The sequence below is a fragment of the Pseudomonas sp. PDNC002 genome, assembly GCF_016919445.1.
Taxonomy (GTDB): Bacteria; Pseudomonadota; Gammaproteobacteria; order Pseudomonadales; family Pseudomonadaceae; genus Pseudomonas.
This window is the reverse complement of sequence record NZ_CP070356.1, coordinates 378558-404639: the sequence shown is the minus strand read 5'-3', so window position 1 is coordinate 404639 and position 26082 is coordinate 378558. Positions and strand designations below refer to the sequence as shown.

The following is a 26082-nucleotide window of genomic DNA, read 5'->3' as shown; positions in this document are numbered from 1 at the left end:
CGCGCGGCCTGTCAAGGCGGCGAAAGTCGGCGTGCCGGTGCCATTCGCGGGCCATTCCGATCGACGGCGCCGCCCGCGAGGAGGCGAGCGGGGCATCCCGGCATGGCGAAAGCAGGTAGAATGGCCGCCATTTTTTCAATGGCGGAGACAGCGCCTTGCGCGAGATCGTCCTGATCAACATCACCGGGGAAGACCGCCCCGGCCTCACCGCGGCCATTACCGGCGTCCTGGCACAGGGTGGCGTGAACATCCTCGACATCGGCCAGGCGGTGATCCACGACACCCTGTCCTTCGGCATCCTGGTGGAAATCCCGGGCACCGAGCAGGCCTCGTCCGTGCTCAAGGACGTGCTGTTCACGGCCTACAAGCTGGACCAGCAGGTGCGCTTCACGCCGGTGTCGGAAGACGATTACCGGCTGTGGGTCGGCGGCCAGGGTAAGCCGCGCCACATCGTGACCCTGCTGACTCGCCGAGTGACCGCCGAGCAACTGCAGCGGGTCAGCTCGATCACTGCCAAGTATGGTCTCAACATCGACCAGATCGACCGCCTGTCCGGGCGCATGCCGCTGGACATGCCGGCCGACCAGGGCAAGGGCTGTATCGAGTTCTCGGTGCGCGGCGAGCCAGCCGATCCGGTGGCCCTGCGTGCGGAGTTCCTCAGCGTGGCCCAGGAACTCAACGTCGACATCGCCTTCCAGCAGGACTCGGTGTTCCGCCGCAACCGTCGCCTGGCGGTGTTCGACATGGACTCGACGCTGATCGAGGCCGAGGTGATCGACGAGCTGGCCAAGGCCGCCGGCGTGGGCGAGCAGGTCTCCGAGATCACCGAGCGCGCCATGCGCGGCGAGCTGGACTTCCGGGCCAGCTTCAAGGAGCGCCTGGCACTGCTGCAGGGGCTCTCCGAGGATGTGCTGGAAGAAATCGGTGCCTCGCTGCGCCTGACCGAGGGTGCCGAGACGCTGTTCGCCGAACTCAAGCGCCTGGGCTACAAGACCGCGATCCTGTCCGGCGGCTTCAGCTATTTCGCCAAGCAACTGCAGGCCAAGCTGGGCATCGACTACGTGTTCGCCAACGAGCTGCAGATCGTCGACGGCAAGCTGACCGGCGTGGCCATCGAGCCCATCGTCGATGCCCAACGCAAGGCCGATCTGCTGCGCGAACTGGCGGCGAAGGAAGGCCTGCAGCTTGAGCAGACGATTGCCGTGGGGGATGGCGCCAATGACCTGCCGATGCTCGGTCTGGCCGGCCTGGGCGTTGCTTTCCGCGCCAAGCCGCTGGTCAAGCAGTCGGCCAAGCAGGCGATCTCCACCCTGGGCCTGGACGGCATTCTTTACCTGCTCGGTTTCCGTGACCGCGAGGGTGTGGACGGTCTCTGATCCGCAGCAGAATGAAAAAGCCGCCCCCAAGGGCGGCTTTTTTGTTTTCGCCTGCACTGGATGGCGTGAAGCGGATCCGATCGCGGACAGGGTCCGCTCCTACATGATGGTCCTGCGTGCGGGAGCGGCCCTCACCCTGACCCTCTCCCGGAGGGAGAGGGGACCGGTCGGTGCAGGTTGGAACCCTTGGCATCAGTCGGCGCGATCTGCCCCTCTCCCTTTGAGCGGGGCGCGCAGCCAGGGCTGGGGTGTGGGGAGTTCAATGGCACGGAGTGACCGAAGAAGACGGTTTCTCCTACCCCGGCTTGGGCGTAGGAGCGCACTCTGTCCGCGATGGATCACCCCTAATGCCGGAACTCCGCCGTGACTCCCGCTTACTCGTCCGAGGCGAAGTCGTAGTCCATTGCCTGGCTCGGGCCCTGCAGGTAGCGGCCCTGGATGTAGTTGGCGCCGGCCTGCCACAGGGTGGCGAGGGCGCTGGCACTTTCCACCATCGGCACGATGGTCAGCTTCGCCTGGGCGTGCAGGCTGGCCATCAGGGTCTTCAGGTTTTCCTGGTTCTCCGGATTGTTCAGGTCCTGCACGTAGGAGCCATCGACCTTAACGAAGTCGACGTTCATGTGCTTGAGCGTGTTGAACGGGTTGAGCGCGCAGCCGAACTGGCACAGCGCGACCTGGCAGTGCAGTTCCGCCAGACCTTGGCTCAGCGCCTTGGCCTGACGCAGGTAGGCGATGGCGTCCGGTTCGCTGACCTGGATGATCAGCGCGTCGGCCGGCAGGCGCGAGGCCTTCAGTGCCACGCTCAGCCACGACAGCAGTTCCGGGTCCTGCAGGCTCGGGCCGGAGATATGCACGAAGAGCTTGGTCTCGTGGCCCTTGGCGCGGTGTTCGGAGAGCAGCTTGATCGAGTTGAGCAGCACCCAGCGATCGATCTTCTCGGCCAGCCCGCCGGCTTTCGCCGCATTGAGGAAATCCGCGGGCGGCACTTCCTCGCCCTGCGGGTTGAGCAGGCGCAGCAGTACTTCGTAGTGTTCGTGGGTATCGCCACGCAGGCTGATGATCGGCTGGAACAGCAGCCGGAAGCTGTTCTGCTCCAGGGCCTGGCGGATGATCGCGGCGATGTCGCCACGGTAGGCCGCGGCGGCGAGTTCATCGGCCGGGTTGTAGGCCTTCAGGCCATTGCCGTCCTTCTGCGCGATGTCGTCGGCGCTACGGTGCGCGCGCTCGATGACGTCCTGGGCGCGGGTGGTCTTCTCGTCCAGGCCTGCGAGGCCGATGGACAGCGTGACCTGGGCGGTGCGGCCATGGATGTCGAACAGATGGCTTTCGACTTTCTTGAGCAGGGCGCTGAAGCGCGGCGCGGATTGCTCCGGTGCCTCGCCCGACAGCAGTACGGCGAAGACGTCATCGCTGAAACGGGCCAGTTGCGCCTGCTCGGGGAACTGGGCGCGCAGCAGGTTGCCCAGATCGGCCAGCAGCAGGTCGATGCTGGCGACGCCGAGGTTAAGCTGCAGGTTCTGCGCGCGGTCGAGCAGCATGTAGGCGAAGGTCGCCGGCTGGCCGGCGGTGACGGCGCGCTCCACCGCGCTGTCCATCAGGTCGAGGAAGTGCCCGCGGTTGTACAGGCCGGTGACCAGGTCCTGGCTGCTGACTTCACGCAGTTTCTCTTCGAGCTGGGCGTTGTCGGATTCCGCGCGGATCACCACCTGAATGCAGGGCTCGCCGTCGTAGGTGGCGGGCGAGAAGCTCATGCGCGCGGCGAAGGCCTGGCCGTCGCTGCGGATGCCGCTGCAGGCGAGATCAGCGTTGTCCTCGGTGGTCTGGTAGCCCTTGAGGAAGTCCTTGAAGTTGGCCTGGTCGCAGCCGGCGATCAGGTCGATCATCGGCATGCCTTCCAGTTCCTCGGCATCCTCGTAGCCGAACAGGCCGACGTAGGCGCGGTTGGCATAGATGTGCATGCCGTCGTGGACGTAGGTGATGGCGTCCACCGAGCTGTCGAGCAGCAACTGGCAGCGTTTTTCCGCTTCGCGCAGGGCGACTTCGGCGGAGCGGCGCGCACGGCGCTCCTCGAGGTTGGCCAGTTCGCGATTGGCGACCAGGATCAGGCGCTCGTCTTCACCTTGCGGCAGCGCGTCCTGCGCACCGAGCGCCAGGGCCTCGGTCACGGCATCGGAATCGTTGCCGCTGACCAGTTGGATGAACGGAATGTCCTTGGCCTGGCGGCGGATGGCACCGAGCGCTTCGCCCGGGTCCAAGGCTTCGCTGTCGGGGGCCGCGATCAGCAGGTCCCAGCCCTGGGGAAGGATGTCCGTCAGGTCTTCGCTGGAGGTGATGCGATGCACGCGGGTCGCACGACCGGCGTTGCGGAACAGGCTGACCAGGCGCTCGGCTTCGTTCTGCGAGTCTTCCAGGATCAACAGGCGGATAGTTTTCTTTTCATTGGCCATGAGGAAGGCTGCTTATACCGCGCTGGACGGCAGCAAATAGGCGACGAATGGGAATTCTCCCGAATCTACAGAGACTTCCAGAGTGAGTCAAAGTCTTCCTCCCCGCCATTCCCGCGAGCATTCGGCGCTGTGATGGGCTTATCGCTCGGGGCGGTTCCCACGTCCTGTGCCTGGTACTCGAACTGGGTGAAGCTGGCAGTGGCGGTGACTTTGCGGGTCAGCGTGGCGCGACGCTCCTCGCCGTGCAGGTTGATCTGCACACGGTTGCCTTCCTGGAAGGGCAGGCGTGGGGTGATGACGGTTGCCGGGCGCGAGATTGCGGCGATCTCCGGTAGCAGAAGGGCGCGCAGGTACTGACTACCTTGTTCGGTCTTGCGCAACAGTTGCAGGCCGCAGGGCTGTGCCATCGGCGCGATCAGTTCGATGCCCATCTGCGTTCCGCCGCCTCGCACCTGGCGAATCCAGCGGACCACGGCGATGCTCCAACTGTGTTCCGGGGTGTCCTGGATGCCAAGCAGTTCGCCGGCTTGCAACTGGCTGGGGATTTCCTTCGGCCAGGTCAGGCAATAGCCGCCCGGACTGTGGTTGACGATGGAGAGGGTGAATATCGGGTAATCGTCGCGCGGGTTTTCCGGCGCCGCGCCCACGTTGCCGCCTTCGGTTGGGGCGTTCGGCGCGGTGTACTCGATCTCTTCCAGCGGCATGCCGGGTTGCCAGTCGTTGACCTTCTGCGCGTCGAAGGCGCCGGACCAGGCATCGTTGACCTCGGCCTTGAAGGTCGGCACGTGCTCCTGCACCTGGATCTTCAGGACGTCGGCGAAACTCCGGCGGCCGGCGAGGAAGTAATGCAGCGCGCTCATGCCGATGCACAGGGTCAACTGGCCCTGGCCGGGGGTGCGCTGGAAGGTCCGTTCGGCGATGTCGCCCCAGGCGGCGCCAAGGTGCTGCAGCAGGTCGACGCTGACGCCGTCGGGCACCTTCAGGCGGGCCTGGGCGCGGTTTTCCGGTGGCAGCAGCAGGTATTCGCGGATCACATCCACCAGCGGCTGCGGGTCGATGCCCAGGCCGCCGGAGAGGTCGCTGTCCTTGAACAGGGTGCGATAGCGCGGCGGCCCGTCGACCTGCGGCATGACCACGAAGAGTGTCGAAGGCTGCTGGGCGGGCTGCACCTTCACCAGCTCACTCCAGCTTTCCAGGACCTCGGCGACGCGGGCGATGTTGTTCTGGCGCATCTGGTTGCAGCGCGCCGAGCCGAGCATGACGGCGACCAGATATGCGTGCTCGATGGACAACCCCGGCGCGTGACGCGCCAGCGCATCGCGCACGGGCGAATGCTGCAGGCCGTGTTGGCAGGCGAGCTGGTAGAGCTGATGAAGCTCCAGCCAGAGGTGTTCGGGCACCGGGCAGTAGAGCTGCGATGCGCGCACCAGCGGCCCGCAGAGGCTGCGGATGGCGCGCTGGATGGCGGCGGTCATCACCTGCGCACGCTCGCGGGTGAAGCGCGAGGCTTCGCGCACGACGATCAGCTTGTAGCCGATGGCCAGGTGGTTCTGCAGGGCCTGGCAGAGGTTGGCGACCTTGCGCGGGCGCTCGTCCAGGACGATGGATTGGTTGAGGAAGTGCCGTTCCAGATTGTGGCAGACGAAGTGGACTTCCGGGCGGAACAGCTCCAGCAGTTGCAGGCGTGACTCCACCGGCAGCTTCAACTGGTTGAGCTCGATGAGGCCCTGATACAACTGGCGCGCGGTCTCCCCGAGGTTGGCCTTGGGCAGATGGTCCAGCCAGTTTTTCAGCTCGCGCGGGTTGGCGTTGCAGAAGCTCAGGCTCTCGTGCGTCGGGGTGGGGACGCGTAGAAACTGCTGGGGACTGTTGTCCATGGTTGGATCTGTTTCTCCACAATCTGGGCCGTTTGGCGGACCAGCCGGTCATAGCTGTCGGCTTTTTCCGAACTCTAGCAGCATCCGCCGCACACCGCAGCCCATCGCCCGGCTGGTGCGCGGACAGGTCACGCTTGCGAGCGTCCGCCTGTGATCTGCCGTTGCAGAGCGTCCTTGGCCGAAGCCTGCGCGGTGACGCGCACCCAGCCATCACCCTGGGCCATTACCGGGTGGGCTGCCCAGGCGAGCAAGTCCTGGCGCCGGCAGGCACCGGTGTTGCCCTTGCCGGCTCCGGCGACCACCTTGTAGACCAACTGATCCTGGCGGCCCTGTTTGCCGGGATGGTCGTCGATCACCTGGCGCACGGCCCAGGCGTCACCGCTCAGGGCGTTGCTGTAGCAGGCGCCGAGGAGGATGTCGTCGAGTCCCAGGCGCTGCGCCTGGGCGTGTTCCTGGGCGAGCTGGAGGATCTTCAGCAGGTCGTCGAACTGCACGTCGATGTACGAGTCCATCTTGCGCAGCGCGTGGTACAGGTCCTCGGGCGCGGGGCCGGCGGGCAGCTTCGGCGTGGCCGGCAGGCGCGCCAGCGGTGCGGGATAGCGGCGCCAGGCGAACAGGCCGTTGAAGGCCACGGCAACCGCCAGGATCAGCACCACGTTGAGCAGCACAGGGCTGAGCGCGTAGTGGAAGCCCAGGGCAGTGATGGCTGGCCCGCCGGAGACTGCCGCCAGTGCGGTGGCGCCGCCCGGCGGGTGGATGCAGCGCGCGTAGTGCATGACCAGGATCGCCGTGCCCACCGCGAGGGCAGGGGTGAAGGGCTGGTCAGGGAAGAGTTTCTGGCAGCTCACGCCGACGATGGCCGACAGCACCTGGCCGCCGAGTACCGCCCAGGGCTGTGACAGCGCGCCGTGGGGGACGGCGAACAGCAGGACGGCACTGGCGCCCATCGATGCGACGACCCAGATGGCCGCTTCGCTGGGCAGGACCCAGTGGGTGACGGCATAGATGGCGGCGATGCCGCACAGCGCTCCGATTGCGGAGAGCCACTTTTCAAGATGGCTGGTGGCGTTGGCACGCCAGCCCATCAGATGCAGGAAGCGTTTCATGGCAGGGAACTAGCACGATGAGGCGAGAAGCGGTGGCGGGCGGCTCATTGGCCGTCCGCCTTATAGAAAGCCGGCGTTGGAGTCTGTTTACGATCCTTGCGAGCTGGCGCCGTCGTAGGCGCAAAGCACCCGAGGAGCGGAGTTTACGCGCTGTAAGTGAGCCTCCGAGGGCGCTTTCCTGCGCCCTACGGCTGACGCGCAGCAGATCGTAGACAGGTTCCTAGCCCTGGCGCGCACCACCCAGGCGCTCGCCCATGCGCACGGCGCTGGTGGCGGCGAGGTTTTCCGCCCAGCTCACCTGCTCCGGTCCGAACAGCACGATGGCGGTCGAGCCCAGCTTGAAGCGGCCCAGCTCGGCGCCTTTCTCCAGGTGGATCGGCGCGCGAGCGGCCTCGCCGTAGGAGAAGGATTTCAGCTCACGCTTGGGCGGCGTGACCAGGCCGGCCCAGACGGTTTCGATGGAGGCCACGATCATCGCGCCCACCAGCACCACGGCCATCGGCCCGCGCTCGGTGTCGAAGATGCACACCACGCGCTCGTTGCGGGCGAAGAGTTCCGGCACCTGTTCGGCAGTCAGCTGGTTCACCGAGAACAGGCGGCCCGGCACGTAGACCATCTCGCGCAGGGTGCCGGCCAGCGGCATGTGCACGCGGTGGTAGTCCTTGGGCGACAGGTAGACGGTGGCGAATTCGCCGCCCATGAAGGGCGCGGCGCGCTCGGCGTCACCGCCCAGCAGTTCCATCAGGCTGTAGCTGTGGCCCTTGGCCTGGAATACGCGGCCGTGCTCGATCGGGCCGAGCTGGCTGATGGCGCCGTCGGCGGGGCAGAGCACCGCGCCATCGGTTTCGTCCAGCGGGCGTGCACCGTCTTTCAGGGCGCGGGTGAAGAAGGCGTTGAAGTGCTCATAGGCGCGCAGGTCCTCGACCTGGGCTTCGCGCATGTCCACCTGGTAGCGGCGGGCGAACCAGGGGATCAGGCGGTCCTTGAACCAGGGGGCGCGGCACTCGGCCGCGCAGCCGATCAGGCGCGACAGCAGGTGATGCGGCAGCAGGTACTGGCTGAGGATGAACAGACGATCTTTGAACGACATTCCTTAAACCTCTACGGGGGTGTCGGGATGGTTGCCCCATTCCGACCAGGAACCGGCATAGCCCTTGACCTTCGGATAGCCGAGGGCCTTGGCCACCAGGTAGGTGAAGCCGGAACGGTGATGGGTCTGGCAGTGGGTGATCACTTCCTTGTCAGGGGTGATGCCCAGGTCCTTGAGGATCTGCGGCATATCGGTACGGATGCGCAGCGCGCGGGCCGGGTCCATGCCGGCGGTCCATTCGAAATTGACGGCACCGGGCACGTGCCCGCCTTTGGCGGCGAGGACTTTCTGGCCGCTGTACTCGCTGGGGTTGCGCGCGTCCCAGATGGCCAGGTCGGCGGCGCCCAGGCGGCTCTGCAGGTATTCGCGGGTGGCGGTCGGCTCGTCGTGCAGGGTCAGTGGCAGCGCGCCACCGGCCGGCGCGGGGACTTCCTGGCTCAGCGGCAGGCCGTCGGCGAGCCAGGCGTGCAGGCCGCCGTCGACGTAGTGGTACGTGTGGTGGCCGATGACATCCAGCAGCCAGATGAAGCGACCGGCCCAGCCGCCGCCTTCGTCGTCGTAGACCACGTAGACGGCGTCAGGGTTGTGGCCCAGCTCGCCGAACAGCGCTTCGAGGTCGGCCTTGGCCGGCAGCAGGCCCGGAGCCGGCGTGCCGCCCAGCTGGGTGCGCGCGGGGGCGACGAAGCGGGCGCCGGGGATATGGCCCTGGGCGTAGCGCGCGGCGCTGGTCAGGTCGACCAGGATCAGTTCGGGGGCGTCGAGGCGGCTGGCGAGGTCAGCCGGTTCGATCACCAGGGGCAGGGTGGAGAAGGCGGACATGTCGGAGTCTCCCGGCGGGAACGGTGGGGAGCAACGTGAGCGGGTGCCCTGGATTACCCCATGAGGGCCGCTAGTTTAAAGGGGACGCGCCGGTGCGCAAACCTTTCGCGGTTCAGGCGCCCCGCGCCATCTGCTTCACGGCGTGCTCGATGCACTGTGCGGTGCGCCCGAAGGCTTGGGCGTGCAGGTCCGCCAGGGGGTGTCCGTGGCGATCGGCGGCGAGCAGCATGACCACCCGCGAGCCGTTGCCCAGCGAGCGCAGCAGCAGGTGCTCGCTGGGAATCAGCGCTTTCAGTGCGCCGGGAATCACGGCCGAGAACTCGGCCATGTTGGCCGGGCTCAGGCGCAGTTGTCCGGGTTGTTGCAGGAGTTTGCGCAGCAGCGGGCTGGCGGCAACTTCCAGCTTGAAATCGCCGATTTCGCTGTCCAGGCCGAAATGCCGGCGTGCCTGCAGCCAGCTGCCGCCCTTGTCGGCCAGCAGGATCAATCCGCGCTGCAGTCCGCAGGCCTGGAGCGCGGCGCTGGCGCAGTCGAGCAGTTGCACGGCGTTGCCGAACGGGCTGGGCGTCTGCATCAGGTGGGTGCAGTGCTGGCGCCACTCGGCCAGGGTATCCGGCGCCTTGGCCGGCTCGTCCGCCTTCGGACCGTTGTTCCAGCGGCGCGCATCCCAGGGCCAGAGCAGCGCCTCGGCCGGGTGCCAGAGCTGGGGCCGGGCGTGGCGGCGGGCGCTTTGCGCGGCGAGGCCATGGACGGTCTGCTGCAATTCTTCCAGCGGCATCTGCAGATAGAGGCTGGTCAGGCGTTGCCAGCGCAGCATGTGCACGCCGCCCCAGGACTGGTGGGCGGCCGTGGCGAGGCTATTGGCAAGGAGGATGGTATTGGCCGGACGGGTCAGCCAGCGCTGCAATTCCGGATCGGCGTCCAGGCGCTGCTGCTGCCCCAGTGGTTCGGGCTCGGTATGGGCCACATGCAGGGCACGCACCAGCAGGCGCTTGTCGTCGCTGAGCAGGGCGTAGCCCTGGCCGACCCAGTCGGGCAGGCGCCAGCGCTCGGCCAGCTCGCGGCACAGCGGCAGCAGCCGGGTGCCGAGCAGTTCTTCTTCAACTTCGCTGCTGCAGCGACCCAGCCCGTAAACCTGGCGCTGCCAGGTTTCCAGCAGTTCCGGCCTGGCGGTCGCCAGCGCCCATAACGGCGCGAGGGTGAACAGGCTGCCCCAGTGGATTTCCTGCCAGAGTCGCGCCAGGCGGTTGGCGAACAGGCCGCTGGCCTGCTGCATGGCGTGGCGGCTGATCAGCAGCAGTTGGCTCAGCGCGCGAGGCATCTGCGCTTCGGGCATTGCCGGCAGGCTGTCGAGCAATTGAGTGACGCGGGTCAGGCCCAGGCGGTTGAGGGCGACTTCCAGGCTTTCCGCCGGATTGCTGCGCGCGCTCTCGGCGCGGTTGGCTTCGCGCAGGATGGCGAAGGCCAGGGTCGGGGCGTCCTGCAACAGATCGGAGATATCGCGGATGGAGCGGCGGCTGTCGTTCAGCGCCCGGCGAATGTCGTCGCGTTGCTCCAGAGGAACGGGCAATGGCAGATCTTCCAGCTGGGAGAGCCAGGCCTTGAGACGCTCTGGATGAAGCACTTGGTTAGACATGCGAGAGGCGCCGAACTGGTTTTTAGTGTTTTCGGCCTATAGTCTTGCCCGAAATCTCCGATAACAACAGGGAGGCGGGAATCATGCCTCCTTTCTGTTCACAGTTTCAGTCCGGTCCCCATGGCAAAAATCATCGGCATCATCGTCATTCTGGGTAGCGTGCTCGGCGGCTACATGCTCTCCGGCGGCAAGATCGCGGCCATCATCCAGCCGTTCGAAGTGCTGATCATCGGCGGCGCCGCGCTGGGCGCGTTCCTCCAGGCCAACCCTGGCAGCACCTTCATGACCGTGCTGAAGAAGGCGCCGAAGATGTTCGGCAACCGCTTCACCCACACCTTCTACCTGGAAGTGCTGGGCATGCTTTACGAAGTGCTCAACAAGAGCCGCCGCGAAGGCATGATGGCCATCGAGGCCGACGTCGAGGACCCGGCCGCCAGCCCGATCTTCAGCAAGTACCCGGCGGTGCTGAAAGACGAGCGCATGACTGCATACATCTGCGACTACCTGCGCATCATGTCCTCCGGGAACATGGCCCCCCACGAACTGGAAGGCTTGTTCGACATGGAGTTGGGTAGCCTGAAGGAAGACCTCGAACACCCGGCCCATGCCGTGACCCGTGTCGCCGACGCCTTGCCAGGCTTCGGTATCGTCGCCGCGGTGCTTGGCATCGTGATCACCATGGCCCTGCTCGGCCAGGGCAGCCAGGCCGAAATCGGCCACCACGTCGCCGCGGCGCTGGTGGGCACCTTCCTCGGTATTCTCGCTGCCTACGGCTTCGTCGGTCCGCTGTCCAACGCTCTGGAGCATGACGCCAAGGAAGAGCTGAACCTGTACGAGTCGATCAAGGCCTGCCTGGTGGCGTCCGCCTCCGGCATGCCGCCGTCGCTGGCCGTTGAGTTCGGCCGCAAGGTGCTGCTGCCGGCGCACCGTCCCAGCTTCAGTGAGCTGGAACAGGCGGTACGTGGGCGCTAAGCATGGATAACAACCAGCCGATCATCGTCAAGCGCGTCAAGCGCTATGCCGCCGGCCACCATGGCGGTGGCTGGAAGATCGCCTTCGCCGACTTCGCCACCGCCATGATGGCGTTCTTCCTTGTGCTCTGGCTGCTGTCGTCGGCCACGCCTGAGCAGAAGAAGGCCATCTCCGGCTACTTCCAGGACCCCATCGGCTTCACCGAGAGCGCCAGCCCCTACGTCATCGACCTGGGCGGCACGCCGACGCCGGCGCCGGACAAGACGCTGAACCCGCAGATCCAGGCCCAGCCGGACGCCGACGAGACGCGGATCAACCCGGACGAGAACGCCAAGATCAACGAACAGCAGGCCGAGGACGTCGCCGAGAAGGTCGAGAAGGAGCGCCTGGAGCTGCTGCTGCAGGAATTGCAGAACAAGGTCGACGAGAACCCGACGCTCAAGCGCTTCAAGGACCAGATCCTGTTCGAGATCACCCAGGACGGCCTGCGCATCCAGATCGTCGATTCGGACAACCGGCCGATGTTCGACCTGGGCAGCGCGCGCTTGCAGCCGTACTTCGAGGACATCCTGCTGGCGCTGGCGGAGACCATCAAGCAGGTGCCGAACAAGATCAGCATCAGCGGCCACACCGACGCCAAGCCCTACGCGGGCAACGGCGATTTCGGCAACTGGGAGCTCTCGGCCAACCGCGCCAACGCGGCGCGCCGTACGCTGGAAGCCGGCGGCTACCCGGAAGACCAGATCGCCCGCGTGGTCGGCTATGCATCCTCGGCGCTGTTCGACCGGGATCAGCCGCTGAACCCGGTGAACCGCCGCATCGACATCATCGTTCTGACCAAGAAGGCCCAGCGCGCCATCGAGGGCCAGGATGGCGGCAGCGACAAGCCCGCCGATGGCGGGGCTCCCGCTGCTCCGGGCGCCGCTGTGCCCAGTGGTTCGCCTGCCCAGCCGACGGCCGGGCAGACCGATCCGCTACCGCCGGACCAGCTCAAGCAGAAGCTCAATCTCTTTGACGACGGCGGCACGCTGAAGCTCGACGAGCTGAACAAGCAGCAGTAGCAAACGAAAAAGGCCAGCGGATCCGCTGGCCTTCTTCATTGCGCCCTAATGCACCGCGAACACCAGGCGGGCTTTCGTAGGAGCGGACCTTGTCCGCGATCCGGCCGATAGGCCGGCGATTTGGTTGCAATGTCGTCCCGGCTTCGCCGGGATTTCGCGGAGAAGCTCCGCTCCTACAGTCAGGTGCGGGCAGTCAGGTGCAGGCTTGAGGCGTTATGCGCCCTGCGGCTCGGCTAGTACTCGTCTTCCGGCAGGCTGGCGAGGATGTGCCGGTAGCTGTTCATCCGCTGCGGCGAGATACGTCCGTCCTCCAGCGCCTTGAGCAATGCGCAGCCCGGTTCGCGGTCGTGCTTGCAGTCACGGAAGCGGCAGTGGCCGAGCAGGTCGTGGAATTCGATGAAACCGGCTTCCACGTCGTCGCGGCTGACATGACCGAGGCCGAATTCGCGGATGCCGGGGGAGTCGATCAGGTCGCCGCCGGCGGGGAAGTGGAACAACCGCGCGGTGGTGGTGGTGTGGGTGCCCTTGCCGGTGACTTCCGACAATTCGCCGACACGGGTGTCGACGCCCGGCAACAGTGCGTTGACCAGCGAGGATTTGCCGACGCCGGACTGCCCGACGAACACGCTGACATGCTCGTTCAGCGCGGCGCGCAGGGCGTCCATCGCCAGGCCGTTGAAGGCCGAGACCTCCAGCAACGGGTAGCCCAGCTCACGGTAGGTGCCCAGCAGCGAGTCGAGGAACGGCGCGTTCTCGTCGTCGATCAGGTCAGCCTTGTTCATCAGCAGCAACGGCTTGATGCCGGCGTGTTCGGCGGCCACCAGGTAGCGGTCGATCAGGTTAGCGTGGGGTTCCGGGCGCGGCGCGAAGACGATGACGATGCGGTCGACGTTGGCCGCCACTGGCTTGAGCACACCGCGCATGTCCGGGCGGCACAGCTCGGAGGTCCGCGGCAGCTGCGCGACGATCACGCCGATGCCCTGGTTGCCCGGGCGCCAGACCACCTGGTCGCCGGTTACCAGTGTCGGCAGGTTGGCGCGCAGGTGGCAGCGGAATACCTGGCCGGCGTGGTCGCCTTCCTGGGCCTCGACCTCCACCTGCACCCCGAAGTGGGCAATCACCTGCCCGGTCTGCTCCGGACCCAGGTCGCCGCCTTCCAGCTCTTCCAGGGCGCGTGACTCACGCTTGGCGGCGCGGGCAGCGCGCTCTTCCTGGACTTTTTCGATCCGCCAGCTCTGCCGGCGGGTGAGGTGACGCTTGGCCATAGGGTATCCACAGGGAAAATCGCGCCGCAGTTTAGCATGCACTGGTGCGCTTCCCGCTAAACTAGAGGGCTGAGCTGAGGAGCCCCATCATGCAGAACCCGCAGAACCTGATCTGGATCGACCTGGAAATGACCGGCCTCGACCCGGACAAGGACGTCATCATCGAGATGGCGACCATCGTCACCGACAGCGACCTGAACATCCTCGAAGAAGGCCCGGTGATCGCCGTGCACCAGAGCGAGGAGCTGCTCGCCGGCATGGACGAGTGGAACACCCGCCAGCACGGCCAGTCCGGCCTGACCCAGCGCGTGCGCGAAAGCACCATCTCGGCGGCCGAAGCCGAGGCGATGACCATCGCCTTCCTGGAAAAGTGGGTGCCCAAGCGCAGCTCGCCGATCTGCGGCAACAGCATCTGCCAGGACCGCCGCTTCCTCTATCGCCACATGCCGAAGCTGGAAGGCTACTTCCACTACCGCAACCTGGACGTCTCCACCCTCAAGGAACTGGCCGCTCGCTGGGCGCCGCAGGTGCGTGACGGCTTCAAGAAGGGCAACACCCACCTGGCGCTGGACGACATCCGCGAATCCATCGCCGAGCTGCGCTACTACCGCGAGCACTTCATCAAGCTCTAGTCTCTCGCCAATCTCGGCCTGTTATCACACTGGTCTGGCCTGCCCTCTCCCTAACCCTCTCCCTGAAGGGAGAGGGGACTGAACGGTGCAGGATGGGGTTATGGCGTCAGCCGGTGCGAGCTACTCCCTCTCCCTGAAGGGAGAGGGGACTGAACGGTGCAGGATGGGGTTGTGGCGTCAGCCGGTGCGAACTACTCCCTCTCCCTGAAGGGAGAGGAACTGAACGGTGCGGGATGGGGTTGTGGCGTCAGCCGGTGCGAACTACTCCCTCTCCCTGAAGGGAGAGGAACTGAACGGTGCGGGATGGGGTTGTGGCGTCAGCCGGTGCGGACTACTCCCTCTCCCTGAAGGAGAGGGAACTGAACGGTGCAGGATAGGGTTGTGGCGTCAGATGGTGCGGACTACTCCCTCTCCCTTCAGGGAGAGGGCAGGGGAGAGGGGCTTTCAGGCTCCGTGCCGGTGAAGCGCCCACTCCACATGCTCGCGCACCAGTTCCGACGGGAACTCCCGCCGCGCGCGCAGTGCCTCGATCACCGGAATAGTCGACGGTGCATTGCCCAGTCCAACCGCAAGATTCCGCAGCCAGCGCTCATAGCCGGCGCGCCGCAACGGCGAGCCTTCGGTGCGACTGAGGAATTCGTCTTCCGTCCACAGGAACAGCTCCGCCAGCGCGGCGTTGTCCAGACTATGGCGCGGCTGGAAGTCGTTCTGGTCGGTGGCGCGGGCGAAGCGGTTCCATGGGCAGACCATCTGGCAGTCGTCGCAGCCGAATACACGGTTGCCGATGAGCGGGCGCAGATCTTCGGGAATCGGGCCTTTCAGCTCGATGGTCAGGTAGGAAATGCAGCGTCGCGCATCCAGCACATAGGGCGCGACGAAGGCGGCGGTGGGGCAGATGTCCATGCACGCCGAGCAGCGCCCGCAGTGCTCCGTACCGTGCGGCTCGTCCACCGGCAGCGGCAGGTCGGTGAACAGCTCGCCGAGGAAGAAGTAGCTGCCGGCCTTGCGGTTGAGTACCAGGGTGTTCTTGCCGATCCAGCCCAGCCCGGATTGCTCGGCGATGGCCTTTTCCAGCACCGGTGCGCTGTCGACGAAGGCGCGAAAGCCGAACGGCCCGACCTGCTGCTGGATACGCTCGGCCAACTGCTGCAGGCGCTTGCGGATCAGCTTGTGGTAGTCGCGGCCCAAGGCGTAGCGCGAGACATAGGCCTTCTCGGCATCGCCCAGCACCTGCGCCATACGGGTGTCGCCGGGCAGGTAATCCATGCGCAGGGAAACCACCCGCAGCGTACCGGGTACCAACTCGTCCGGCCGCCAGCGCTTGCTGCCGTGGGCGCCCATGTAGTCCATCTCGCCGTGATAGCCGGCCTCCAGCCAGCGCTGCAGGTGCGCGCCGTGCTCCTCCAGGTCGAGCCCGCTGATGCCGACCTGCTGGAAGCCGAGTTCGCGCCCCCAGTCCTTGATGGAGCGGGCGAGATCGTCATAGTCGAGCGTTGAATCGTGCATGGAAGGCGGGAAACGGAAGTCGGGGTGCGTATAATTCTGCCAGACCTTGCCGGCGTCGGCCCGTCCGTACGCCAAGGCGACACATTCTGCCGCCCGGAACCGCGATGACTGCCCACGACGATCTGCCCCTGAACCTCTACAGCGCCCAGCAGGTGCGCGACCTCGACGCACGCCTGATCGCCGCCGGCACGCCCGGCTTCGAGCTGATGCGCCGCGCCGCCCATGCCGCCTGGCGCGCCCTGCGCCGCCGATGGCCGGACGCTGGCGAGATCACCGTGCTGGCCGGCCACGGCAACAATGCCGGCGACGGCTACCTGATCGCCGCCCTGGCCTTGCGCGCCGGCTGGCGCGTGCGCGTGCTGGCGGTGGGCGATACCTCGCGGCTTTCCGGAGACGCCGCCTCGGCCCATGGCGAAGCGCGTTCCGTCGGTGTGGATATCACCCCCTGGACCGAGCGCGCCGAGCTGCACGGGGTGCTGGTGGACGCGCTGCTGGGCACCGGCCTCGGCGGCGAAGTGCGCGATCCCTATGCTTCGGCCATCGCGGCGATCAATGCCAGCGAGCGGCCGGTCCTGGCGGTGGATATTCCTTCCGGCCTGAGCGCCGATACCGGTCAGGTGCTGGGCTGCGCGGTGAACGCCGACCTGACGGTCACCTTCATCGGCCTCAAGCTCGGCCTGTTCACCGCCCACGGCCCGGACCAGTGCGGCGAGCTGGTTTTCGACGATCTGGACGCCGATTCCACGCTGCTTCCTGAAGACTGCATGGCGCGCAGGCTGGCTCCGGCCTCTCTGGGCCGCCTGGCCCCGCGCCCGAAAGCCGCGCACAAGGGCCAGTTCGGTCATGCGCTGGTGATCGGCGGCGATACCGGCATGGGCGGCGCCGTGCTGCTGGCGGCGGAAAGTGCGTTGCGCTGTGGCGCCGGGCTGGTTTCCCTGGCGACGCGCGCGGCCCATGTGCCTGCCGCGCTTGCCCGCCGGCCTGAATTGATGGCGCGCGGGGTTTCCTCCTCGGCCGAACTGCTGCGCCTGGCCGAGCGCGCCGACGTGCTGGTGGTCGGCCCTGGTGTCGGTCGCGAAGCCTGGGGGCGCGTAGTGGTCAGCGCGGCGGCCAGCCTGGAGCGGCTGCAAGTCTGGGATGCCGATGCGCTCAACCTGCTGGCCGAAGGGCTGGTTTCGCGCCCGGCCGGCGACTGGGTGATCACGCCGCATCCCGCCGAAGCGGCGCGCTTGCTGGGTATTTCCACCGCCGAGGTCCAGGCAGACCGGCCCAGGGCCGCGCACGAACTGGCGCAGCGGTACCGGACGGTGGTGGTGCTCAAGGGTGTCGGTAGCCTGGTCGCTTCGCCCGATGGCCGGCTGGCGCTGTGCAGCCACGGCCACCCGGCCATGGCGGGCGCCGGCCTGGGCGACGTGCTCTCGGGGATTATCGGCGCGCTGCTGGCGCAGGGTATGCCTGGCTATGAGGCCGCTTGCCTGGCCGTCTGGCTGCATGCTCGCGCTGGCGATTCGCTGGGCCCGCAAGGTCGCGGACTGGCTGCCGCCGATCTGATTTCTGCCGTTCGTCAGTTGCTCGAGGAGTTGTCCCCATGCCTGAACTGAATCTGTTCGCCGAGGGCGAAGAGGCCATGTACGACCTCGGTCGCCGGATCGCCGAGGCCACTGGCGGACGCGGGGTGATTTACCTGCATGGGGATCTGGGAGCGGGCAAGACCACGCTGTCGCGCGGCATTCTGCGGGGATTGGGTCATGGTGGAGCGGTAAAGAGTCCGACCTTCACCCTGGTCGAGCCCTACGAAATCGGCGATATCCAGGCCTTCCACTTCGACCTTTACCGCCTCGCCGACCCGGAGGAACTGGAGTTCCTCGGTATCCGCGACTACTTCGAGGGTGATGCGCTGTGCCTGATCGAGTGGGCAGAGCGTGGCAAAGGCATTTTGCCAAAGGCCGACATGGACATTACCATTGTTCCGCATGCGGGCGGACGCATGCTGCGCCTCTCCCCGCAAGGAACACGGGGCGAAGCCTGGTGTGCCGCCCTGGCCACGGGAGCATAGAAAAAAGATGGGTTGGGGGTTGCGCCTTCGGGCGTTGTTTATCGGGGTGTCCGTTCTGCTGGCATTCTTTGTCGGCGAGGTTTCTGCCGCCACGCAAATCAAGAGCGTGCGCATCTGGCGCGCGCCGGACAACACACGCCTGGTGTTCGATCTGTCCGGCCCTGTGCAGCACAGTCTGTTCACCCTGAGTGCGCCCAACCGCATCGTCGTCGACATCAACGGCGCACAGATGTCCGCCGCCCTCGACAAGCTCAAGCTGAGCAATACGCCGATCACCGCGATGCGCTCCGCCCAGCGCTCGCCCACCGACCTGCGCCTGGTGCTGGACCTGAAGAACCAGGTCACGCCCAAGAGCTTCGTCCTGCCGCCGAACCAGCAGTACGGCAACCGCCTGGTCGTCGACCTGTATGACCAGGGCGCCGATATCGCTCCGGAAGTCCCCGCGACCCCGACGCCCAGCGTGCCGGCTACGCCCGTCAGTCCCGCCCAGTCGGTGGCCAAGATTCCCGCGCCCAGCAGTGGCGGCAAGCGCGACATCGTCATTGCCATCGACGCCGGTCACGGTGGTGAAGACCCCGGCGCCCTTGGCCCGAATGGTCTCCATGAGAAGAACATCACCCTGTCGATCGCCCGTGAGCTGCAGCGGCAGATCAACCAGATGAAAGGCTTCCGCGCCGAACTGACGCGGACCGGCGACTACTTCATCCCGCTGCGCAATCGCACCGTGATCGCCCGCAAGAAGGGCGCCGACCTGTTCGTCTCCATTCACGCCGACGCCGCGCCCAGCCGCAGTGCCTTCGGGGCCTCGGTGTTTGCCCTGTCCGACCGTGGCGCCACGTCCGAGACCGCGCGCTGGCTGGCCGACACGGAAAACCGTTCCGACCTGATCGGCGGTGACGGCGGCGTGAACCTCGACGACAAGGACAAGATGCTCGCCGGCGTGCTGCTCGACCTGTCGATGACCGCCACCATGTCTTCCAGCCTGGATGTCGGCCACAAGGTGCTGACCAGCGTCGGTCGCGTCACCCCGCTGCACAAGCGCCGCGTGGAGCAGGCCGGCTTCATGGTGCTGAAGTCCCCGGACATCCCGTCGATCCTGGTTGAAACCGGCTTCATCTCCAACCCGAACGAATCGGCCAAGCTCGCCAGCGGCTCGCACCAGCAGGCCCTGGCACGCTCCATCGCCAGTGGCGTGCGCCAGTATTTCGTACAGACGCCGCCGCCGGGCACCTATATCGCTTCGCTGCGCGACGGCGGCCAACTGGCTTCCGGTCCGCGTGAGTACGTCGTGCGCAGCGGTGACAGCCTGGCGATGGTTGCCAGCCGCTTTGACGTCAGTACGTCCTCGATCCGTAGCGCCAACTCGCTCAAGAGCGACGAGCTGAAAATTGGCCAGGTGCTGAAGATCCCGGGCACTTCCCTGGCGTCGCAGCAATGAGTGACGTTCGCCGAATCCAGCTGCTGACCCCGCGGCTGGCGAACCAGATCGCTGCCGGCGAAGTGGTCGAGCGGCCCGCCTCGGTCATCAAGGAGCTGCTGGAAAACTGCCTGGACGCCGGTGCCAAGCGCATCGACGTCGAAGTCGAGCAGGGCGGCGTGAAGCTACTGCGGGTGCGGGACGACGGCAGCGGCATCCCGGCCGACGACCTGCCGCTGGCTCTGGCGCGCCACGCCACCAGCAAGATCCGCGAGCTGGAAGACCTGGAGCGGGTGATGAGCCTGGGCTTCCGTGGCGAAGCGCTCGCCTCGATCAGCTCCGTCTCGCGCCTGACCCTGACTTCGCGCACTGCCGACGCCGAACAGGCCTGGCAGGTGGAGGTCGAGGGCCGCGACATGGAGTCCACGGTAAAGCCGGCGGCTCACCCGGTGGGCACCAGCATCGAAGTGCGCGACCTGTTCTTCAATACCCCGGCCCGCCGCAAGTTCCTGCGCGCCGAGAAGACCGAGTTCGACCACCTGCAGGAAGTCATCAAGCGCCTGGCCCTGGCCCGCTTCGACGTGGCCTTCCATCTGCGCCACAACGGCAAGACCATCCTCTCGCTGCATGAAGCCAAGGATGAGGCGTCCCGCGCCCGCCGCGTCGGCGCCGTGTGCAGCGCCGGTTTCCTCGAGCAGGCGCTGCCCATCGAGGTGGAGCGCAACGGCCTGCACCTGTGGGGCTGGGTGGGTTTGCCGACCTTCTCGCGCAGCCAGCCGGACCTGCAGTATTTCTATGTGAACGGCCGCATGGTGCGCGACAAGCTGGTCGCCCACGCCGTGCGCCAGGCCTACCGCGACGTGCTGTACAACGGCCGGCATCCGACCTTCGTGCTGTTCTTCGAGGTCGATCCCGCGGTGGTGGACGTCAATGTCCACCCGACCAAGCACGAAGTGCGCTTCCGCGACAGCCGCATGGTCCACGACTTCCTCTACGGCACCCTGCATCGGGCGCTGGCCGAGGTGCGTCCGGACGATCAGTTGGCGCCGCCGGGCGCCACCACCCTGACGGTCCAGCGCGCCACAGGCGCGGAAGCCGGCGAGTTCGGCCCGCAGGGCGAGATGCGCTTGTCCGAAACCGTGCTGGAGGCTCCCACCGCCGCACGCGCCTGGCAGCCGAGCCCGTCGTCGGGCGGCTCGGGCGGTGGCGGTTACAGCTATCAACCGACGCGCCCGGACATGCCGCCGGTCCAGGAGGCCCAGGGGGCCTACAAGGCGTATTTCGCGCCGCTACCCGACCAGGCGCCGCAGGCGTTGCCGGAAAGCAGCCAGGACGTGCCGCCGCTGGGCTATGCCCTGGCGCAGCTCAAGGGCATCTACATCCTCTCGGAGAATGCCCACGGTCTGGTGCTGGTGGATATGCACGCCGCCCATGAACGCATCATGTACGAGCGCCTGAAGGCCGCCATGGCCAGCGAAGGCCTGCGCGGCCAGCCGCTGCTGGTGCCCGAGTCCATCGCCGTCAGCGAGCGTGAGGCGGACTGCGCGGAGGAACACGGCAGTTGGTTCTCCAAACTCGGCTTCGAATTGCAGCGGCTCGGTCCGGAAACGCTGGCGATCCGCCAGATTCCCGCGCTGCTCAAGCAGGCCGAGGCCACCCAGCTGGTGCGCGACGTACTTGCCGATCTTTTGGAATATGGCACCAGCGACCGCATCCAGGCGCACCTCAACGAATTGCTCGGCACCATGGCCTGCCACGGCGCCGTGCGCGCCAACCGGCGTCTGACCCTGCCGGAGATGAACGGCCTGCTACGTGACATGGAAGTGACCGAGCGCAGCGGCCAGTGCAACCACGGCCGGCCGACCTGGACGCAGTTGGGGCTCGACGAGCTGGACAAGCTTTTCCTGCGCGGGCGTTGATTTCCGTAAGGTTGCGTTCAGGAAAGTGCAGTAAACTGCGCGCCAATCGATTCAGCAACGCGCAATAACGAGCTCCCGATGTCCCCCCGTCCTCCCGCGATCTTCCTCATGGGCCCCACCGCCGCCGGCAAGACCGACCTGGCGCTGGAGTTGGCGCGCCTGCTGCCCGTGGAACTGATCAGCGTGGACTCGGCGCTGATCTACCGCGACATGGACATCGGCACCGCCAAGCCCTCCCGCGAGGTGCTGGCCGAATTCCCGCACCGCCTGATCGACATCCGCGACCCCAGCGAAGCCTATTCGGCAGCTGAATTCCGCACTGATGCCCTGGCGGCAATGGCCGAGATCACCGCGGCCGGTCGCATTCCGCTGCTGGTCGGCGGCACCATGTTGTATTTCAAGGCGTTGCTGGAAGGCCTGGCCGACATGCCCAGCGCCGATCCCGCTGTGCGTGCCGAGCTGGAAGCCTGGGCGGCTGCCGAAGGCTGGGGTGCCCTGCACGAGGAGCTGGCCCGCGTCGATCCGGAGTCGGCGGCGCGCATCCATCCCAACGACCCCCAGCGCCTCATCCGTGCCCTGGAAGTCTACCGTGTGAGCGGTATGTCCATGACTGCACACCGACTGCGGCAGGCGAGTGAAAATGCGGGTTTCGGCGCGCAAGGCGGTGGACAATTACCGTATACTGTGGCCCATCTGGCTATTGCGCCTCTGCAGCGCCAGGTGTTGCACGCGCGTATCGCGCAACGTTTTGACCAGATGCTGGAACAGGGCTTCATCGCCGAGGTCGAACGCCTTCGCGCAAGGACTGACTTGCACGCGGGGCTACCGTCCATTAGAGCGGTGGGTTACCGACAGGTATGGGATTACCTTGAGGACAAACTGTCCTACGCTGAGATGGTAGAGCGCGGCGTCATCGCCACGCGCCAGCTTGCCAAGCGCCAGTTCACCTGGCTGCGGAGCTGGAGCGATCTACACTGGTTGGACAGCCAGGCTAGCGACAATTTGCCGCGTGCCTTGAAATACCTTGAGGCGGTCTCCATATAGGCTCGAGACCTTAATTCCGGCCGTCTATCCTTGGGGTTCAGGACGGCGTTAAGCCAAATTCGACTACTACTAAATCAGTTTTTTACCCTTACAAGGAGTGCGGCATATGTCAAAAGGGCATTCGCTACAAGACCCTTACCTCAATACCCTGCGCAAAGAACGCGTTCCGGTTTCCATCTACCTGGTCAACGGCATCAAGCTGCAGGGTCAGATCGAATCCTTCGACCAGTTCGTCATCCTGCTGAAGAACACTGTCAGCCAGATGGTCTACAAGCATGCGATCTCCACCGTGGTCCCCAGCCGCCCCGTGCGTCTGCCCACCGGTGATCAACCGGCCGAGCCGGGCAACGTTTGACGGGAGTCCGCCTTGTTCTTTGAGCGCCCGGGTGGTGGGGAACGGGCCATTCTGGTCCATCTGGAAGGTCAGGACCCCGAGGCGCGCGAAGATCCGCAGGAGTTCCAGGAACTTGCTCGTTCGGCTGGCGCGGAATCCGTAGCCTTCATCAGCATTTCGCGCCATCAGCCCTCAGCCAAGTACCTTATCGGTAGCGGGAAGGTCGAAGAGTTGCACGACCTCGTCCGCGCCGAGAAGGTCGAGCTGATCATCTTCAATCACACCCTCACGCCGAGCCAGGAGCGCAACCTCGAGCGAGCGCTCGAATGCCGCGTGCTCGACCGTACGGGGTTGATCCTCGATATCTTCGCCCAGCGCGCCCGTACCCACGAGGGCAAGCTGCAGGTGGAGCTCGCCCAGCTCGAACACATGAGCACGCGCCTGATCCGCGGCTGGACTCACCTTGAGCGCCAGAAAGGCGGTATCGGCCTGCGCGGCCCGGGTGAAACCCAGCTGGAAACCGACCGTCGCCTGCTACGTGGGCGTATCCGTCAGATCAAGTCGCGCCTGGAAAAGGTCCGCAGCCAGCGCGAGCAGGCTCGTCGCGGCCGTCGTCGCGCGGAGATTCCGGCGGTATCTCTGGTCGGCTACACCAACGCCGGCAAGTCCACGCTGTTCAATGCGCTGACCACTTCCGAGGTCTATGCGGCCGACCAGTTGTTCGCCACCCTCGACCCGACCCTGCGCCGACTGGTGCTGGATGATCTGGGACCGATCGTGCTGGCCGACACCGTGGGCTTCATTCGTCACCTTCCGCACAAGCTGGTGGAGGCGTTTCGGGCTACCTTGGAAGAGTCCAGCAACTCCGATCTGCTGCTGCATGTGATCGACTCGCACGAGCCGGACCGCGATGCGCAGATCGAACAGGTGCTGGCGGTGCTTCAGGAAATCGGCGCAAACGAGTTGCCGATGCTCGAGGTGTACAACAAGATCGACCTGCTGCCGGACATGCAACCCATGATCCAGCGCGACGAGCTCGGCAAGCCGGTGCGTGTCTGGCTGTCGGCGCGTGAGTCGCGTGGGCTGGAACTTCTGGAGCAGGCGGTCGCCGAGTTGCTGGGGGAAGATCTTTTCGTAGGGACGCTCTGCCTTCCGCAACGCCTGGGACGACTTCGGGCTCAGTTCTTCGAGCTGGGTGCTGTACAGTCCGAGGGGCATGATGAACATGGACGCGCCGTTTTGCAGGTTCGCCTGCCGCGTGTCGAGTTGAACCGACTGGTGAGCCGCGAAGGCTGGCAGCCGGCAGAGTTCATTGCGCAACACACTTTGCAATAAAGCCTGGCACTCTGCTTTTGGCAGGGTAAAGGGCATTCGGTAGCATAGGTGGGCGCGCCGTAGGCGCGTTTTCGCGTTATCAGATGGAGAGCGCTATGGCTTGGAATGAGCCGGGTGACAACTCGAACAAGAACGACCAGGACCCCTGGGGTGGACGCCGTGGTGGTGGTCGCCAGGGTCCTCCTGATCTGGATGAGGCCTTCCGCAAGCTGCAAGACAGCCTGAACGGAATTTTTGGCAAACCCAAGCGCGGCAATGGTTCGGGCGGTGGCGGCGGTGGTCGGGGCGGTAGTCTCGGTCTGTTCGGTATCGGCCTGGCGATCCTCGCTGTGCTGTGGCTGTACAACGCCATCTACGTGGTGGACGAGCAGGAGCAGGCAGTGATCCTGCGCTTCGGCCAGTACCACGAGACCGTGGGCCCCGGCCTGAACATCTACTTCCCGCCGATCGACAAGAAGTTCCAGGAGAACGTCACCCGCGAGCGTGCCTACAGCAAGCAGGGCCAGATGCTCACCGAGGACGAGAACATCGTCGAGGTTCCGCTGACCGTGCAGTACAAGGTCAGCAACCTGAAGGACTTCGTGCTCAACGTCGACCAGCCGGAAGTGAGCCTGCAGCACGCCACCGAAAGCGCCCTGCGCCACGTGGCCGGCTCCACCACCATGGACAAGATCCTCACTGAGGGCCGTGAACAGATGGCCACCGAGGTGCGTGATCGCCTGCAACGTTTCCTCGATACCTACAAGACCGGTATCACGGTGACCCAGGTGAACATCCAGAGCGCCGCCGCGCCGCGTGAAGTACAGGAAGCGTTCGACGACGTGATCCGTGCCCGCGAGGACGAGCAGCGCGAGAAGAACCAGGCCGAAGCCTATGCCAACGGCGTGGTGCCTGAAGCCCGTGGCCAGGCGCAGCGCATCATCGAGGAAGCCAACGGCTACCGCGACGAAGTGGTTTCCCGCGCCCAGGGTGAGGCGGATCGCTTCGCCAAGCTGGCCGGCGAGTACCACAAGGCTCCGGAGGTCACCCGTCAGCGTCTGTACCTGGACACCATGCAGGACGTCCTGAGCCAGACCAGCAAGGTGCTGGTCACCGGCCAGCAGGGTCAGAACAACCTGATCTACCTGCCTCTGGACAAGATGATGGACGGCCGTGGTTCGGCAGCTCCAAGCAGCGCACCCAGCGCGAGCAGCAGCACGCCGGATATCGGTTCGCGGGTCGCCAACGACCTGCAGCAGCGTGACACGCGTACCCGGGAGAGCCGCTGATGAGTAACAAGTCCCTGATCGCCCTCATCGCGGGTGTGGTGGTTGCTGTTGCCGTCTGGAGCAGCGTCTACGTGGTGCAACAGACCGAGCGCGCCGTGCTGCTGCGCTTCGGTCGCGTGGTCGAGCCGGACGTGAAGCCCGGCCTGCACTTCAAGATTCCCTACGTCAACACGGTGCGCAAGTTCGACGGCCGCCTGCTGACCCTGGACTCGCCGACCCAGCGCTTCCTCACGCTGGAGAAGAAAGCGGTGATGGTCGACGCCTACGCCAAGTGGCGCGTCTCCGATGCCGAGCGCTTCTACACCGCGACTTCCGGCATGAAGCAGATTGCCGACGAGCGTCTGTCCCGTCGTCTGGAAGCCGGCCTGCGTGACCAGTTCGGCAAGCGCACCCTGCACGAAGTGGTGTCGGGTGAGCGTGATGCGCTGATGGGTGATATCACCGCTTCGCTGAACCGCATGGCGCAGAAAGAGCTGGGGATCGAGGTGGTCGATGTTCGCGTCAAGGCCATCGACCTGCCCAAGGAAGTGAACCGCAGCGTGTTCGAACGCATGAGCACCGAGCGCGAGCGGGAAGCCCGTGAGCACCGTGCCAAGGGTCGCGAGTTGGCCGAAGGTATCCGTGCGGATGCCGATCGTCAGCGCCGCGTACTGCTGGCCGAGGCTTATCGCGAATCGGAAGAGACCCGTGGTGACGGCGATGCCAAGGCGTCGGCGATCTACGCCAAGGCCTACACCGCCGATCCGGAGTTCTACGCCTTTACCCGCAGCCTCAAGGCTTACCGCGAGAGCTTTGCGGACAAGAAGGACGTGCTGGTGCTTGATCCCAGCAGTGAGTTCTTCCGCTATCTGGAAAAAGCTAAACCCTGAGTCAAACTCTCCGGCGGGCGGCAGCGCCCGCCGGAGAAATCGTGTTATCATGG

Annotated in this window: 21 protein-coding genes; 13 read left to right on the top strand and 8 right to left on the bottom strand. The window is 65.8% G+C overall.

All coding sequences use genetic code 11. From position 1 onward, the window contains the following. Window positions 1–155 precede the first annotated feature (155 nt). Complete coding sequence (serB, locus tag JVX91_RS01955) at window positions 156–1376, top strand: phosphoserine phosphatase SerB (protein ID WP_205337777.1); 1221 nt, start codon at window positions 156–158, stop codon at window positions 1374–1376. A gap of 374 nt (window positions 1377–1750) precedes the next feature. Here serB and JVX91_RS01950 read toward each other — a convergent pair whose 3' ends face one another. The 6 genes from JVX91_RS01950 to JVX91_RS01925 form a co-directional block, all read right to left on the bottom strand. Then, window positions 1751–3823 carry an EAL domain-containing protein gene (locus JVX91_RS01950; protein WP_205337776.1) on the bottom strand — a complete coding sequence of 691 codons (2073 nt, stop codon included), beginning with the start codon at window positions 3821–3823 and terminating at the stop codon, window positions 1751–1753. A gap of 65 nt (window positions 3824–3888) precedes the next feature. Further along, complete coding sequence (locus JVX91_RS01945; RefSeq protein WP_205337775.1) at window positions 3889–5700, bottom strand: molecular chaperone; 1812 nt, start codon at window positions 5698–5700, stop codon at window positions 3889–3891. Between the two features lie 128 nt (window positions 5701–5828). Further along, window positions 5829–6806 carry an HPP family protein gene (locus JVX91_RS01940; RefSeq protein WP_205337774.1) on the bottom strand — a complete coding sequence of 326 codons (978 nt, stop codon included), beginning with the start codon at window positions 6804–6806 and terminating at the stop codon, window positions 5829–5831. Between the two features lie 220 nt (window positions 6807–7026). After that, window positions 7027–7896 (bottom strand): archaetidylserine decarboxylase, encoded by an 870-nt coding sequence (asd, locus tag JVX91_RS01935; protein ID WP_205337773.1) that lies wholly within the window; start codon window positions 7894–7896, stop codon window positions 7027–7029. A gap of 3 nt (window positions 7897–7899) precedes the next feature. Beyond that, window positions 7900–8715: a thiosulfate sulfurtransferase gene (gene rhdA, locus JVX91_RS01930; protein ID WP_205337772.1), complete on the bottom strand. Its 816-nt coding sequence runs from the start codon at window positions 8713–8715 to the stop codon at window positions 7900–7902. Window positions 8716–8827: 112 nt separating this feature from the next. Beyond that, complete coding sequence (locus JVX91_RS01925) at window positions 8828–10351, bottom strand: HDOD domain-containing protein (RefSeq protein ID WP_205337771.1); 1524 nt, start codon at window positions 10349–10351, stop codon at window positions 8828–8830. Between the two features lie 120 nt (window positions 10352–10471). Here JVX91_RS01925 and motA point away from each other — a divergent pair, with 120 nt between their 5' ends. Then, window positions 10472–11323 (top strand): flagellar motor stator protein MotA, encoded by an 852-nt coding sequence (gene motA / locus JVX91_RS01920; protein ID WP_205337770.1) that lies wholly within the window; start codon window positions 10472–10474, stop codon window positions 11321–11323. A 2-nt stretch (window positions 11324–11325) separates the two neighbouring features. Next, the gene (motB, locus tag JVX91_RS01915; RefSeq protein WP_205337769.1) at window positions 11326–12384 is read left to right on the top strand and encodes a flagellar motor protein MotB; all 1059 of its coding nucleotides are present in this window, start codon (window positions 11326–11328) and stop codon (window positions 12382–12384) included. A 233-nt stretch (window positions 12385–12617) separates the two neighbouring features. Here the strand turns inward: motB and rsgA are convergent, their stop codons facing one another. Then, complete coding sequence (gene rsgA / locus JVX91_RS01910) at window positions 12618–13649, bottom strand: small ribosomal subunit biogenesis GTPase RsgA (RefSeq protein ID WP_205337768.1); 1032 nt, start codon at window positions 13647–13649, stop codon at window positions 12618–12620. Window positions 13650–13738: 89 nt separating this feature from the next. Here rsgA and orn point away from each other — a divergent pair, with 89 nt between their 5' ends. Beyond that, window positions 13739–14281, top strand: coding sequence for an oligoribonuclease (gene orn / locus JVX91_RS01905; protein ID WP_205337767.1), 543 nt, complete (start codon window positions 13739–13741; stop codon window positions 14279–14281). A 444-nt stretch (window positions 14282–14725) separates the two neighbouring features. Here orn and queG read toward each other — a convergent pair whose 3' ends face one another. Beyond that, window positions 14726–15787: a tRNA epoxyqueuosine(34) reductase QueG gene (queG, locus tag JVX91_RS01900; RefSeq protein WP_205337766.1), complete on the bottom strand. Its 1062-nt coding sequence runs from the start codon at window positions 15785–15787 to the stop codon at window positions 14726–14728. Window positions 15788–15891: 104 nt separating this feature from the next. Here queG and JVX91_RS01895 point away from each other — a divergent pair, with 104 nt between their 5' ends. From JVX91_RS01895 to hflC, 9 genes are all read left to right on the top strand, one after another. After that, window positions 15892–17388: an NAD(P)H-hydrate dehydratase gene (locus JVX91_RS01895; protein ID WP_205337765.1), complete on the top strand. Its 1497-nt coding sequence runs from the start codon at window positions 15892–15894 to the stop codon at window positions 17386–17388. Then, window positions 17376–17843, top strand: coding sequence for a tRNA (adenosine(37)-N6)-threonylcarbamoyltransferase complex ATPase subunit type 1 TsaE (gene tsaE / locus JVX91_RS01890; protein ID WP_205337764.1), 468 nt, complete (start codon window positions 17376–17378; stop codon window positions 17841–17843). The genes JVX91_RS01895 and tsaE overlap by 13 nt, the downstream gene beginning before the upstream one ends. Window positions 17844–17850: 7 nt before the next feature. Then, window positions 17851–19281 carry an N-acetylmuramoyl-L-alanine amidase AmiB gene (gene amiB, locus JVX91_RS01885; RefSeq protein ID WP_205337763.1) on the top strand — a complete coding sequence of 477 codons (1431 nt, stop codon included), beginning with the start codon at window positions 17851–17853 and terminating at the stop codon, window positions 19279–19281. Further along, window positions 19278–21179 carry a DNA mismatch repair endonuclease MutL gene (gene mutL / locus JVX91_RS01880; RefSeq protein WP_205337762.1) on the top strand — a complete coding sequence of 634 codons (1902 nt, stop codon included), beginning with the start codon at window positions 19278–19280 and terminating at the stop codon, window positions 21177–21179. Before amiB ends, mutL begins: the two co-directional genes overlap by 4 nt. Window positions 21180–21257: 78 nt before the next feature. Continuing rightward, window positions 21258–22223, top strand: coding sequence for a tRNA (adenosine(37)-N6)-dimethylallyltransferase MiaA (miaA, locus tag JVX91_RS01875; protein ID WP_205337761.1), 966 nt, complete (start codon window positions 21258–21260; stop codon window positions 22221–22223). A gap of 106 nt (window positions 22224–22329) precedes the next feature. Further along, a complete protein-coding gene (gene hfq / locus JVX91_RS01870; RefSeq protein ID WP_017520393.1) occupies window positions 22330–22578 on the top strand; it encodes an RNA chaperone Hfq in 249 nt (82 codons plus the stop codon). A gap of 12 nt (window positions 22579–22590) precedes the next feature. After that, window positions 22591–23892 (top strand): ribosome rescue GTPase HflX, encoded by a 1302-nt coding sequence (gene hflX, locus JVX91_RS01865; protein WP_205337760.1) that lies wholly within the window; start codon window positions 22591–22593, stop codon window positions 23890–23892. A gap of 95 nt (window positions 23893–23987) precedes the next feature. Continuing rightward, window positions 23988–25160 carry an FtsH protease activity modulator HflK gene (gene hflK / locus JVX91_RS01860; protein ID WP_205337759.1) on the top strand — a complete coding sequence of 391 codons (1173 nt, stop codon included), beginning with the start codon at window positions 23988–23990 and terminating at the stop codon, window positions 25158–25160. Next, entirely contained in the window at window positions 25160–26029 is an 870-nt protein-coding gene (hflC, locus tag JVX91_RS01855; protein WP_205337758.1) for a protease modulator HflC, read from the top strand. The genes hflK and hflC overlap by 1 nt, the downstream gene beginning before the upstream one ends. Window positions 26030–26082 lie beyond the last annotated feature (53 nt).